A 13,004-nucleotide genomic window follows, 5' to 3' on the forward strand; every position below is an offset into this window, starting at 1 on the left:
GTTTTTAAAGCTTTTCATGTATAATAATGACAAAGTTAGTATGAAGGGAGAGCGGGTCATGAGTTTGAAGAGAGATAACAAAGCTGAAAAGCGCGAAGTCACCTCAATTCGCAATGACTATGTCCGTTCGGTTGAAATCGAAGAAAAGCGTAAATCTGCTCATAAAGTTCGATTAATGAGAAGATTGGCAGTATTTGGGTTTGTGGTTTTAATGGCGACTATTTGGATTGGGTCGACTATTTATGCACAAACACAAACCATTTCTGAAAAAGCGCAGCTTCGTGAAGAAGCGTTGCTAGAGCTTGAACAAGTTGAAAAGCAACAAAATCAGCTAGAAGAACAAATCTTGCTATTGAATGACGAAGAATATTTGGCTAAATTAGCGCGTAAAGATTACTTTCTCTCAGAAGAAGGAGAAATTATTTTTACTACCCCACATGACGAAAAAAAAGATGAAGAAAAGGCATCAGAAAAAGAGTAGTCAGTTGACACTCTTTTTTTGATGGTTATAATAAAAAGTGGGACAAGTCCCGCAAAATGACAGCGTGACCCGATATTACTTTGGAGTCATCTTAAATTTTAAGGAGGAGCATTTTTTTTATGTCGATTGAAGTAGGCAGCAAGTTAGAAGGTAAAGTCACAGGTATTACAAACTTTGGAGCATTTGTTCAGCTTCCAACTGGTGCAACAGGCCTCGTGCATATAAGTGAAGTAGCCGACAACTATGTAAAAGATATTAACGATCATCTTAAAGTTGGCGAAATGGTAGAAGTGAAAGTCATGAATGTAGAAGCAGACGGGAAGATTGGGCTTTCGATTCGTAAAGCGAAGCCACAACCAGCTGGCGGCACAGAACGACCACAACGACCACGCCCGAGCAACAATCGTTCATTTGACCGCGCTCCAAAAGAGAACTTTGAAACAAAAATGGCGAAGTTCTTGAAAGACAGCGAAGAAAATATGACGACCTTAAAGCGCGCGACTGAATCAAAACGTGGCGGCAGAGGGGCAAAAAGAGGCTAACTTGCTAGCTGTTTTAATAGTATAGGGAAATGCTTCAATACAGCTTGAAATTTATGCGGAAACGCTTCTCAGTTTGAGAAGCGTTTTTTTTGATATTATTTTTGAAATAAAAAAAGCAGCGTCCTAGAAGGACACTGCTTTTTTGGAACTATGATGGCGGCAGAGGGGATCGAACCCCCGACCTCACGGGTATGAACCGTACGCTCTAGCCAGCTGAGCTACGCCGCCTTGTTTAAACGAACATTTAATAGCATACTATTGATAGATGCGCCTGTCAATTACAATTTTAAAATATTTTTTAGATAAATTTCAAAGGCAGAGATAAGCAGGTGAGGTGAAGATAGTGAAGGATTTTCAAGCGTTACTCATGCAACACATGAACAAGCATCAATTACTACAAACTGGAGATAAAGTACTCATCGGGTGTTCAGGTGGAATTGACTCGATGGTCTTACTTTATTTTTTGAATTCAATAAAGGCAGACCTAGGCATTTCGGTTGCTGCTGTTCATGTAGATCATATGTTAAGAGGAGAAGAATCCGATAAAGATCGCTTGTTTACTGAAAAAATAGCGAAACAATGGGGGATTGAATGCTTTAGTCGAGCAATTCCTATTCCAGCGATTTTAGAAAAAAAAGGTGGCAACAAGCAACAAGTATGCCGTACTGAACGCTATAGTTACTTTCTCGAAGTTATGAAACAAACTGGTGCTACTAAGTTTGCGACCGCCCACCACGCGGACGATCAACTTGAAACCATCTTGATGTCAGGAGTCAGAGGCAGTTTACAGGATGGCTCATTTGGCATGTTAGCAAGCCGTCCGTTTGGAAACGGTCGGTTGATCCGTCCGCTGTTGGCAGTGGTAAAAGAGCAAATTAGCGCATATGCAAAATCGCTAAACATTCCATATCGAGAAGATTCGAGCAACGCTGAAGCGACCTATACACGAAATCGCTTGCGACAAAACGTTTTGCCGCTTTTAAAAGAAGAAAATAGCAAGGTTTCTCAACATTTTGTAGAACTTGCTGAAGACATGCAACAAGATCAACAGTTTTTACAAGAATTAGCCCAACAGAAATTGCAGCAACTGATTCGAATAGAAAATGACCAAATTGTTTTATCTGCCAAAAGTTTCAGAGTTGAAGCGCATGCTTTACAAAAAAGAATGGTTCTACTACTATTAAACTATCTATATAATCCGAAGCAAGTTCCGTTAACGAGACAGCTGGTCGAACAAATGCGGGAAATGATGCAAAGTTCATCGGGCACTGTTTTTTTACATTTGCCGCAACATTATATAGCGATCCGACAATATGACACGGTTTTGCTCGGTCGTCAATCGCGAGAACCAGTGACTGACCCTGAGCCCATCAACATTACTGCTGACTGGACGCCTGTTTATGGTGGTCGCCGGTACAAAGTGGTGCCAACTGTTCAACAGGAACAAAGTGAAAATCTCGCGACTTGGTATTTTCAAGCACCGAAAAACGCTAATTTCTTTTTGCGAAGCAGAAAACCGGGAGACCGGATTCTACTTACGGGGATGAATCATCCGAAAAAGCTATCGCGTTTAATGATTGATGAAAAAATTCCTGTGCCTATGAGAGAAAGTTGGCCTGTCATCACAACTGACAAAAACGAACTTTTATTAGTGCCAGGCTTACGCTCATCGGCTCTCGTTAGCCGTCAAAAGCGTGATGGAGACAATTGGGTACTAATTGAACAACTTTTATACAATGAAAACAAGGAATACTAGGAGGTCCACCATGTTACAGAATGACATTAAAGAAATATTGATTAGCGAAGAACAATTGCAAGACAAAGCACGTGAACTAGGAGCAACGTTGACAGAGGATTATAAAGGCAAATATCCACTAGCAATCGGTGTACTAAAGGGTGCAATGCCGTTCATGGGAGATTTGATGAAACGCATTGATGGTTTTATCGAAATGGATTTCATGGATGTATCGAGTTACGGCAACGCCACTGTTTCTTCTGGAGAAGTTAAAATTGTAAAAGATTTAAATGCGAGTGTTGAAGGGCGCGATCTACTAATCATTGAAGATATCATTGATAGTGGGATGACACTTAGCTATTTAGTGGACCTATTCAAATATCGCAAAGCAAATTCAATTAAAATTGTTACATTGCTGGATAAACCATCGGGACGTAAAGTAGACTTGAAAGCTGATTATGTTGGTTTTGAAGTACCTGATGCATTTGTTGTTGGGTACGGCTTGGATTACGCAGAAAAATACCGGAACTTACCGTATATCGGAATTCTGAAGCCTGCAATTTATAGCGAAGAAGCAGAATAGACAACGATCGTTCACAGTCTATCGATTAAACAGCGAGAATAAGGCCTTTTCGTTGTATGCTGAAATGTTCCTATGGTAGTATTTAGTATAGTTTTAGGGAAACTTTATGAGGGGGCGCGGGATGAATCGGATATTTCGATACACCATATTTTATTTACTGATTTTCCTAGTTATTATCGGGATTCTGGGTACCTTTAACAATAGTAACCAGCCGACTGAAAATATAGGATATAACGAATTTTTAGCAGCATTGGAAAATGGAGAGATTGAGGAAGTTACAATCCAACCAGATGCAATGGTTTATGAAGTGACAGGGAAAATGACTGGATATGACGAAGGTCAATCTTTTGTGACGAATATTCCATTAGAGAACGAAGCATTAACTGCAGAAATTGATGCAGTTGCAAAAGCACAAGATGGTGTCGAGATTGAATATTTGAAAGCTCCACAAACAAGTGGTTGGGTTTCATTTTTCACAGGTATCATTCCATTTATCATCATTTTCATTCTTTTCTTCTTCTTACTTAATCAATCGCAAGGCGGCGGAGGCGGTCGTGTGATGAACTTCGGTAAGAGTAAAGCGAAGTTATATGATGATCAAAAACAAAAAGTTCGCTTTAACGATGTAGCTGGAGCAGATGAAGAAAAACAAGAACTTGTTGAAGTTGTTGATTTCTTGAAAGATCCGCGCAGATTTGCAGACATTGGCGCTCGTATTCCAAAAGGGATTTTGCTTGTTGGACCTCCGGGTACTGGTAAAACTTTACTAGCTCGTGCTGTTGCTGGAGAAGCAGGTGTTCCTTTCTTCTCTATTAGTGGTTCGGATTTTGTAGAGATGTTTGTTGGTGTCGGGGCTTCTCGAGTTCGTGATTTGTTTGAAAACGCGAAGAAAAATGCACCTTGTATCATTTTTATCGATGAAATCGACGCAGTCGGACGCCAACGTGGCGCTGGTCTCGGTGGTGGACACGATGAGCGTGAGCAAACACTAAACCAACTATTGGTTGAAATGGATGGCTTTGGTGCAAACGAAGGTGTTATTATTATTGCCGCAACTAACCGTCCAGATATTCTGGATCCGGCTTTACTTCGTCCAGGGCGTTTTGACCGTCAGATTACTGTAGGTCGTCCGGATGTTAAAGGCCGCGAAGAAGTTCTTAAAGTTCATGCGCGCAATAAACCGCTTGACGAAAATGTTGATTTAAAAGCAATCGCTCAGCGTACACCTGGATTCTCAGGTGCTGATTTAGAGAACTTATTGAACGAAGCAGCACTTGTTGCGGCTCGTCGCAATAAACTTAAAATCGATATGTCTGATCTTGATGAAGCATCTGACCGCGTTATTGCAGGTCCTGCTAAGAAAAACCGCGTCATCTCGAAAAAAGAGCGCAATATCGTGGCTTTCCACGAAGCTGGCCATACGGTTATCGGGTTAACGCTTGATGATGCTGAAACAGTTCACAAAGTAACGATCGTTCCTCGCGGACAAGCTGGCGGCTATGCAGTCATGCTACCAAAAGAAGACCGTTACTTTATGACAAAACCTGAATTGCTTGATAAGATTTCTGGTTTGCTAGGTGGACGTGTAGCAGAAGATATCATGTTCGGCGAAGTATCAACTGGCGCTCATAACGATTTCCAACGTGCTACGGCAATTGCCCGTAGCATGGTAACGGAATACGGCATGAGTGACAAAATCGGACCGGTTCAATTTGGGACAGCCCAAGGCGGTAACGTATTCTTAGGACGTGACTTTAATTCTGAACAAAATTATTCAGATGCTATTGCCTTTGAAATTGATCAGGAAATGCAACGTATTATTAAAGAGCAATATATTCGCACGAAAGAAATTCTGACTGAGAAGAAAGAACTTCTTGAATTGATCGCGACGACATTGCTTGAAGTGGAAACATTAGATGCAGCACAAATTCTGCATTTGAAAGACCATGGTACGCTTCCTGAACGCGATTACGAAACATTAAACGGTGATTTCGGAGACGAAAGTAAACCGGATTTGAAAAAAGATAGCGATACTTCAGAAGCGATAGGTGCACCAGCTGACCCTTCAGCGGGAGACTTGCCTTCAGAAGACGGACAAACGGGCTCTGTAGGAGAGTCGATTGACGAAAAACGTAAATAATAAAAGTGACGAGCTGGTTGCCCATTCCCTTTCTATAGGGAAGGCAATCAGCTTTTTGCTTTCTTAAAATTGTGGTATGATGTGTTGGAAATTCGTCGATAAGTGAGGCTAAATCATGATTTTAGTAATGGATGCTGGAAATACAAGCATTGTCCTAGGGGTATACGATCAAGACCAATTGATGCACCATTGGCGGATGGAAACCCTTCGCCGCAAAACGGAAGATGAATATGGCATGCAGATTAAAGCATTTCTCCAAGATGTGGGTTTAAGTTTTTCTTCAGTTACGGGTATTATTATGTCGTCCGTTGTCCCGCCAATCGTCTCTACTTTAGAGCGGATGTGCCAAAAGTATTTTCAAGTAAAACCGTTAATTGTCGGACCTGGTGTTAAGACAGGATTGAACATTAAGTATGATAATCCACGTGAAGTTGGAACTGACCGAATCGTAAATGCAGTCGCGGCAATCCATGAATATGGGGGTCCGTTGATTATTGTTGATTTTGGAACTGCCAATACTTTCTGTTATATTAATGAAAAGCAACAGTACATGGGAGGCGCTATTGCTCCTGGTATTAATATTTCGACAGAAGCACTGTATGCGCGTGCTGCTAAACTCCCGCGGATTGAAATCACTACACCCGAGCACGTAGTGGGCAAAAATACCATTTCTGCGATGCAAGCGGGTATTGTGTATGGTTATGTTGGTCAGGTAGAAGGAATTGTCTCGCGCATAAAAAAAGACGGCAAAGAAAAACCGGTCGTAATTGCGACTGGCGGTATGGCTTCTTTGATTGCTGGTGAAACAACGATTATTGATTACGTAGATCCTTATTTAACATTAAAAGGACTTTATTTAATTTACAAACGCAACCAAGCGTAAAGAAAGGAACGATAGATGTGTCAGATTATTTAGTTCGCGGCCTCGGTTTTAATGGGAGTGTCCGTGCATTTGCAGTAGACAGCACGAAAACAGTAGGAGAAGCACAACGTCGCCATATGATGTGGCCAACAGCTTCCGCCGCATTAGGGCGAGCAATGACAGGTGGCGTGATGCTCGGCGCAATGCTAAAAGGCGATGATAAAGTAACGATCAAGTTTGAAGGAGGCGGACCTATTGGCGCATTGCTAGTAGATAGCAACGCTAAAGGTGGAGTTCGTGGCTATGTTTCGAATCCGCAAACTCATTTTGATTTAAACGCGCAAGGTAAATTAGATGTTAGCCGGGCGGTGGGTACTGATGGCATGATGTCCGTTGTGAAAGATTTGGGCATGCGTGATAATTTCACAGGTCAAACACCGATTGTTTCAGGTGAAATTGCTGAAGACTTTACTTATTATTTTGCTACTTCAGAACAAGTGCCTTCATCAGTTGGGTTAGGTGTTTTGGTAGATACAGACAACTCGATTTTGGCAGCAGGTGGATTTATCATTCAATTGATGCCAAATACAGACGACGAAACCATTACGGAAATTGAAGAGCATCTCTCTGGAATTGAACCTGTTTCTCATATGATTCAGCGTGGATTATCGCCAGAAGAAATACTCGAAGCAGTACTTGGAAAAGAGAATGTCCAAATTCTTGATAAAATGCCGGTGAATTTTGAATGCAATTGTTCCAAAGATCGTTTTGCGACAGCTATTCTTGGACTTGGAGAAAAAGAAATTCAAGACATGATCGATGAAGATGGAATGGCGGAAGCGCAATGCCATTTCTGCTTGGAAACGTATCATTATTCTAAAGAGGAACTCGAGACGTTTATCAATGAGCTCCAGTTATAATAATCGGCGACCTGCGCCACCGGCAGGTGCAGTCAAGCCTAAACGACATTTAAAAACCAAACCGGTGTTAATGATCATCGGTGTATTATTGTTATTTAATATTTTGTGGTTTATTGCTTGGTTAATTCCGAATGAAACAGGCAAAGCGGAAAAAGTCGCTTCTGTCAGTGGGGAAGCAATCACACGAGAAGAGTGGTTAGCTTCTATGGAAGAGCAGCATGGTCGTGAAGCGTTACTCGAATTAGTCAATGAAAAAGTAATGGCCACTGCGGCTCAAGATTATGGCATTGAAGTTAGTGACAAAGAAATTGATTTGGAGTTAGCGCTAGTACGTTCTTCGCGAGATGGTACGGAAGCCGCGCTATATACAGTGGACGATGCACGTCAACGTGAGAAAATAAAAGCCCAATTAATTTTAGAAAAAGTGCTAACGAAAGACGTTGTTATTGAAAAAGAAGAGATTAAAGCGTTTTATGACGATAACGAGTCGCTTTATGATGTGAAAGATTCGTATCGTACGCGCATTATCGTATTAAATTCATCAGCCGAAGCAGAAGAGACGATCAAAGAACTTGAAAAAGGCTCTTCATTCGAAGCGACTGCTCGGGAACGATCAATTGACAGCGCAACAGGTAACCTTGGTGGAGATATTGGCTATATTTCCAATGGCGAACCTGGCGTAGATGCTAATATTGCGAAAGCTGTTTCAAAAGTAGAAGTGGGCGGATGGTCTTCGCCACTCCCATTGGAAAACGGCAAAACGGCTATTATTTCTGTTACAGAAAAAGTGAATGGTCAAACATTTTCTTATGAAGATGTAGAAGGGCATATCAACCGTGAGCTAGCACTAGAACAATTGCCACAAGCCGTAACCCCTGAAGCATTTTGGCAGGAATTTGATGCTGAATGGTTTTATGGAGAATAACTATTTTTAGACGTTTCATTACGAAACGTCTATTTTTTATGAATTCATGCAATTTGACAAAAGCCTTACCGTATTGATAACATTAGCTTCATTAAAGTCGACAAAATTACTAGGGATTAGGAGTGTTGAAAAATGGCGCGTGTAGGAAATTCAATTACTGATTTGATTGGACAAACACCTATTGTAAAGTTGAATCGGTTAACAGGTCCTGAAGATGCAGACGTTTATTTGAAATTAGAATACTTCAACCCAGGCAGCAGCGTAAAAGATAGAATTGCACTTGCAATGATTGAAGCGGCTGAACAGTCCGGAGATCTAAAAGAAGGCGACACAATTATCGAACCAACAAGCGGAAACACAGGAATCGGTTTAGCGATGATCGCAGCTGCAAAAGGCTATAAATCTGTTTTGGTTATGCCGGAGACGATGAGCATGGAGCGTCGCAACTTGTTGCGTGCTTATGGCGCTGAATTGATTTTAACGCCAGGTCCAGACGGTATGAATGGACCAAACGGTGCGATTAAAACGGCTGAGAAAAATGCAGCTGAAAACGGTTGGTTTATGCCTCAACAATTTAATAACGAAGCAAACCCTGAAGTTCATCGGTTAACGACGGGCCCAGAAATCGTTGAAACAATGGGCGAACAACTAGATGCATTTGTTTCAGGAATTGGTACTGGCGGAACGATCACAGGTGCTGGTCAAGTATTAAAAGAAAAGTATCCAGAAATTCGCATCGTTGCAGTAGAACCTGCTGATTCAGCTGTGTTATCAGGTTGCAAGCCAGGACCTCACAAAATCCAAGGAATCGGAGCTGGATTTGTTCCGGCAGTACTCGATACCAAAGTATACGATGAAATTATTCAAGTAACGAACGATCAATCATACGATACGGCGCGTCAAGCAGCTCGCGAAGAAGGCATTCTTGGAGGGGTATCTTCAGGAGCGGCCATTTACGCTGCACTTCAAGTTGCGAAACGTTTAGGTAAAGGCAAAAAAGTGCTAGCGATTATTCCGTCCAACGGAGAACGCTACTTAAGCACACCGCTCTACCAATTTGATGAATCGAACTAAACGGTTGAAAAGAGCGGACATAGCGTCCGCTCTTTTTCTATGGAAACAAACCGTTTAAATAAGGTAAGATGAAGGCGCGCCTAATGATACATATTCGAATGTTGGACGGTGAATTCTGTGGAAATCAATGTTAAAGATAAAACGCTCGTTATGGGTATATTAAATGTTACGCCCGATTCTTTTTCTGACGGTGGAAAGTATAGTGGGGTACAACAAGCGCTAACGCATGCTAAGCAAATGATCGCGGATGGTGTGGACATAATCGACGTAGGTGGTGAGTCGACGCGACCAGGTCATGTGCAAATTTCAGACGAAGAAGAAATTGGACGGATTATTCCTGTAATCCAAGAGTTGCGTCAAAAGTTCGACGTAATAATTTCTGTCGATACCTATAAATCACGTGTAGCAGAAGCGGCAATTGCTGCAGGTGCCCATATTATTAATGATATTTGGGGAGCTAAATACGATCCCGAAATTGTAAAAGTGGCGGCAAAGTGGAATGTGCCAATCGTCTTGATGCATAATCGTAACGATACAGCTTATTCGAATTTTCATGAAAATCTAGTAGAAGATCTTAAAGAAAGTATTGAAATCGCTCTTTCTGCTGGTGTTCCAAAAGAAAATATTTGGCTCGATCCAGGTGTGGGATTTGTTAAATCGGTTGAGCAAAACTTGCAAGCAATCCAGTCAATTGGGCGAATAGCAGAATTGGGATACCCGGTGCTTCTTGGTACTTCTAGAAAATCATTCATTGGTAAGATTTTAAATACTACTGTAGAAGAGCGGTTGGAAGGTTCACTCGCAACTGTTTGCTATGGCATTAACCAAGGTTGCAGCATTGTCCGGGTTCATGATGTAAAAGAAACAGTGCGCACAGTGCGGATGATGGATGCGCTAACAGGCAAATGCTCATATAAGGAGGAGAAATAATGGATTTTATTCATGTAAATGATATGGAGTTTTATGGTTATCATGGGGTGTTTCCGGAAGAAACGAAATTGGGTCAACGATTTCGTTTAACGGTTTCGTTAGCTGTGGATTTGCAGCAAGCTGGAGAAACTGACGCGCTAGAGCATACAGTACATTACGGAGAAGTTTATGAAGCGTGTCGTTCAATTGTCGAGGGAGAGCCAAAGAAATTGGTGGAAGCCGTAGCGGAAAGTGTCGCCAATCGAATTCTAGCCGACTTTCCTTTAGTGAAAGGCATCCGTGTCCAGCTAATCAAACCAGATCCTCCGATTCCTGGTCATTATAAATCGGTAGCGATTGAATTGACGCGAGGGAAGTTTGCATGAACCAAAGTTATTTATCACTCGGTTCTAATATGGGAGATCGCTTTGAGATGTTGCGACAAGCAGTATCGCAACTTTCGAAATCTCCTTCTATTACCGTTACGCGCATTTCTTCTCTCTACGAAACAGATCCTGTAGGATTTACAGAGCAAGAACCTTTTCTAAATATGGTTGTTCAGCTCGAAACGGAATTGGATGCATTCAAGTTGTTGGATGTGTGTCAGGAGATTGAACATAATTTAAATCGCAAGCGCCTTGTTAGATGGGGACCGAGAACGATAGACCTTGATATTTTATTGTATAACCGAGATAACATAGAAAGTGAAAGGCTTATTGTTCCGCACCCGCGCATGGAGGAACGCGCATTCGTTATGGTGCCGTTACTTGAACTTGCACCAGAATTTAAAATAGTGCACAGCTTTAAAGCAGACGGCGTTCGTTTATGGAAATCATATAAGGACGTTGAAGCATTTTTACTAGAAGAGTAACTAGGGCATAAGAGAAATTCGATCTTTATTAATGAGTGGAACTTGAAGCTGTCACAAATTCGTGGCAGCTTTTTTATGTAGTATGGTAAGAAATTGTGTACAATAGAGAAATACATGAATGAGATTTAATGTGAAACAGATAAAGGAGTGTAGGGCATGTCAGAAGAATTAAACGATCAATTAGTAGTAAGGCGTCAAAAAATGCAGAATTTCCGAGATAACGGAATGGATCCATTTGGTGGCCGTTTCGAGCGGACTCACTTATCTGAAGAAATAATTGAGCAATATGGCAAGTTTTCTAAAGAAGAACTTGAAGAAGCATCACATGAAGTAGTAATTGCTGGACGGGTTATGACTAAGCGCGGAAAAGGAAAAGCCGGCTTTGCGCATATTCAAGATTTAAAAGGTCAAATCCAAATTTACGTACGTAAAGATGCAATTGGTGATGAAGCTTACGAGTTTTATAACACAGTTGACTTAGGGGATATTCTTGGGATTAAAGGTGTCGTATTTAAAACAAACGTAGGCGAACTTTCCATTAAAGTAAAAGAAGTGGAGTTCCTTACAAAAGCGTTACGCCCATTACCGGAAAAATTCCATGGCTTAAAAGATGTAGAGCAACGTTACCGTCAGCGTTATTTAGATTTACTGACAAGTGAAGAAAGCAAAGAGACCTTTATTCTGCGTAGTCGTATTATCCAATCAATGCGTCGTTACTTAGATAATGAAGGATTCTTGGAAGTTGAAACTCCGATGCTTCATTCAATTGCTGGGGGAGCGGCTGCAAAACCGTTTATTACACACCACAACGCATTAGATATGGAATTGTATATCCGCATTGCGATTGAGCTTCACTTGAAACGCTTAATTGTAGGTGGATTAGAAAAGGTTTATGAAATTGGACGCGTCTTCCGCAACGAAGGAATCTCAACTCGTCATAACCCTGAGTTCACGATGTTAGAATTATATGAAGCTTACGCAGATTATAACGACATCATGGCCCTTACAGAAAACTTAGTGGCTCATATTGCACAAGAAGTTCTCGGGACTACCACAGTTCAATATGGAGAAGATCAAATTAACTTGGCTGTAGGCTGGAAGCGACTGCACATGGCTGATGCTGTTAAAGAATATACAGGCGTAGACTTCTGGAAGCATATGACTAAAGAAGAAGCTCAAGCTTTAGCGAAAGAACACAATATTGAAATCAAATCTACAATGGAAGTCGGCCATATCTTAAATGAGTTCTTTGAGCAAAAAGTGGAAGAACAATTAGTTCAACCAACTTTTATTTATGGACATCCAGTTGAAATTTCACCTCTAGCTAAGAAAAACCCAGAAGATGAACGTTTTACAGATCGCTTTGAATTGTTTATAGTGCGCCGTGAACATGCTAATGCATTTACAGAGTTAAACGATCCAATCGATCAACGTCAGCGTTTCGAAGCTCAATTGGTTGAAAAAGCTGAAGGTAACGATGAAGCTCATGAAATGGACGAAGATTTCATTGAAGCTCTAGAATATGGATTGCCACCAACAGGTGGATTAGGAATTGGAATTGATCGATTAATTATGTTGTTAACAAATTCTTCATCTATTAGAGATGTTTTATTGTTCCCACAAATGCGTCCGAAAGAGTAGAAAAGTTAAGAGGGGTACCGATTTAAAGGTCTTAGACCTTTAAATCGGTCTTTTTTTAAAAAAACACTTGTATCAAAATTTGAATGATGCTATACTATTTCTTGTCGCGTTTTTCATAATAAAAGATGCGAAGAAATAAAAAAGAAAAAGTTATTGACTTCTTAAAAAGAAGTTGGTAATATTGAAAAGTCGCCGTGACATGAAGCGGCAAATAACTTGAACCTTGAAAACTGAACAGCAAAACGTCAACAAACAGCAACGGCCGCGCAAAACGGCCCGCGCAAAACTTACTGATCAGCAGTATGCAGATCAAAGCGAATC

General features: G+C 41.1%; 13 protein-coding genes and 1 tRNA gene. 13 read left to right on the forward strand and 1 reads right to left on the reverse strand.

The window, feature by feature from the left end; translation table 11 throughout:
* Positions 1-58: 58 nt before the first annotated feature.
* Entirely contained in the window at positions 59-481 is a 423-nt protein-coding gene (locus tag BCM40_RS00410; RefSeq protein WP_065527601.1) for an FtsB family cell division protein, read from the forward strand.
* Between the two features lie 119 nt (positions 482-600).
* On the forward strand, positions 601-1,023 hold the full coding sequence (locus BCM40_RS00415; protein ID WP_008433134.1) for a S1 domain-containing RNA-binding protein: 423 nt from the start codon (positions 601-603) through the stop codon (positions 1,021-1,023).
* A 154-nt stretch (positions 1,024-1,177) separates the two neighbouring features.
* Here the strand turns inward: BCM40_RS00415 and BCM40_RS00420 are convergent.
* Positions 1,178-1,251 (reverse strand) — tRNA-Met (locus tag BCM40_RS00420).
* A gap of 115 nt (positions 1,252-1,366) precedes the next feature.
* Between BCM40_RS00420 and tilS the strand changes: the two genes are divergently transcribed.
* The 11 genes from tilS to lysS all read left to right on the forward strand — a co-directional run bounded on the left by tilS (position 1,367) and on the right by lysS (position 12,683).
* On the forward strand, positions 1,367-2,779 hold the full coding sequence (tilS, locus tag BCM40_RS00425; RefSeq protein WP_065527600.1) for a tRNA lysidine(34) synthetase TilS: 1,413 nt from the start codon (positions 1,367-1,369) through the stop codon (positions 2,777-2,779).
* A 10-nt stretch (positions 2,780-2,789) separates the two neighbouring features.
* On the forward strand, positions 2,790-3,341 hold the full coding sequence (gene hpt / locus BCM40_RS00430; RefSeq protein ID WP_065527599.1) for a hypoxanthine phosphoribosyltransferase: 552 nt from the start codon (positions 2,790-2,792) through the stop codon (positions 3,339-3,341).
* Between the two features lie 121 nt (positions 3,342-3,462).
* Entirely contained in the window at positions 3,463-5,481 is a 2,019-nt protein-coding gene (ftsH, locus tag BCM40_RS00435) for an ATP-dependent zinc metalloprotease FtsH (protein WP_065527598.1), read from the forward strand.
* A 115-nt stretch (positions 5,482-5,596) separates the two neighbouring features.
* On the forward strand, positions 5,597-6,364 hold the full coding sequence (locus BCM40_RS00440; RefSeq protein WP_065527597.1) for a type III pantothenate kinase: 768 nt from the start codon (positions 5,597-5,599) through the stop codon (positions 6,362-6,364).
* A 17-nt stretch (positions 6,365-6,381) separates the two neighbouring features.
* Positions 6,382-7,263: an Hsp33 family molecular chaperone HslO gene (hslO, locus tag BCM40_RS00445; RefSeq protein WP_065527596.1), complete on the forward strand. Its 882-nt coding sequence runs from the start codon at positions 6,382-6,384 to the stop codon at positions 7,261-7,263.
* Positions 7,247-8,188 carry a peptidyl-prolyl cis-trans isomerase gene (locus BCM40_RS00450; RefSeq protein WP_065527595.1) on the forward strand — a complete coding sequence of 314 codons (942 nt, stop codon included), beginning with the start codon at positions 7,247-7,249 and terminating at the stop codon, positions 8,186-8,188. The genes hslO and BCM40_RS00450 overlap by 17 nt, the downstream gene beginning before the upstream one ends.
* Before the next feature lie 132 nt (positions 8,189-8,320).
* Positions 8,321-9,262 carry a cysteine synthase A gene (cysK, locus tag BCM40_RS00455; RefSeq protein WP_065527594.1) on the forward strand — a complete coding sequence of 314 codons (942 nt, stop codon included), beginning with the start codon at positions 8,321-8,323 and terminating at the stop codon, positions 9,260-9,262.
* 117 nt (positions 9,263-9,379) lie between these two features.
* Positions 9,380-10,192, forward strand: a complete 813-nt coding sequence (gene folP, locus BCM40_RS00460; protein WP_065527593.1) for a dihydropteroate synthase — start codon at positions 9,380-9,382, stop codon at positions 10,190-10,192.
* Positions 10,192-10,557, forward strand: a complete 366-nt coding sequence (gene folB / locus BCM40_RS00465) for a dihydroneopterin aldolase (RefSeq protein WP_065527592.1) — start codon at positions 10,192-10,194, stop codon at positions 10,555-10,557. The genes folP and folB overlap by 1 nt, the downstream gene beginning before the upstream one ends.
* The gene (gene folK / locus BCM40_RS00470) at positions 10,554-11,042 is read left to right on the forward strand and encodes a 2-amino-4-hydroxy-6-hydroxymethyldihydropteridine diphosphokinase (protein ID WP_065527591.1); all 489 of its coding nucleotides are present in this window, start codon (positions 10,554-10,556) and stop codon (positions 11,040-11,042) included. The genes folB and folK overlap by 4 nt, the downstream gene beginning before the upstream one ends.
* 156 nt (positions 11,043-11,198) lie before the next feature.
* Entirely contained in the window at positions 11,199-12,683 is a 1,485-nt protein-coding gene (gene lysS / locus BCM40_RS00475; RefSeq protein ID WP_065527590.1) for a lysine--tRNA ligase, read from the forward strand.
* The last annotated feature ends 321 nt before the right edge of the window (positions 12,684-13,004 follow it).

Origin of the sequence: Planococcus donghaensis (assembly GCF_001687665.2) — a bacterium.
GTDB classification, from domain to species: domain Bacteria; phylum Bacillota; class Bacilli; order Bacillales_A; family Planococcaceae; genus Planococcus; species Planococcus donghaensis.